Origin of the sequence: Citrobacter sp. Cpo012 (genome assembly GCF_030333015.1) — a bacterium.
Lineage (GTDB): Bacteria > Pseudomonadota > Gammaproteobacteria > Enterobacterales > Enterobacteriaceae > Citrobacter > Citrobacter portucalensis.
This window is the reverse complement of record NZ_JAOWGR010000008.1, coordinates 1-281: the sequence shown is the minus strand read 5'-3', so window position 1 is coordinate 281 and position 281 is coordinate 1. Positions and strand designations below refer to the sequence as shown.

The following is a 281-nucleotide window of genomic DNA, read 5'->3' as shown; positions in this document are numbered from 1 at the left end:
CACACTACCATCGGCGCTACGGCGTTTCACTTCTGAGTTCGGCATGGGGTCAGGTGGGACCACCGCGCTACAGCCGCCAGACAAATTCTTTTCTAAGTGCCGAACTTTAACCGAAAAACTGGTGCTGATACCCAGAGTCGAACTGGGGACCTCACCCTTACCAAGGGTGCGCTCTACCAACTGAGCCATATCAGCACACTAAATTTGATGCCTGGCAGTTCCCTACTCTCGCATGGGGAGACCCCACACTACCATCGGCGCTACGGCGTTTCACTTCTGAG

General features: G+C 54.8%; 1 tRNA gene and 1 rRNA gene. Both read right to left on the bottom strand.

Features of this window, described 5'->3' with window-relative positions:
- A 5S ribosomal RNA gene (gene rrf, locus OGX90_RS00030) occupies positions 1-81 on the bottom strand; the annotation flags it as partial.
- A gap of 38 nt (positions 82-119) precedes the next feature.
- Positions 120-195: transfer RNA gene (locus tag OGX90_RS00025), tRNA-Thr, on the bottom strand.
- Positions 196-281 lie beyond the last annotated feature (86 nt).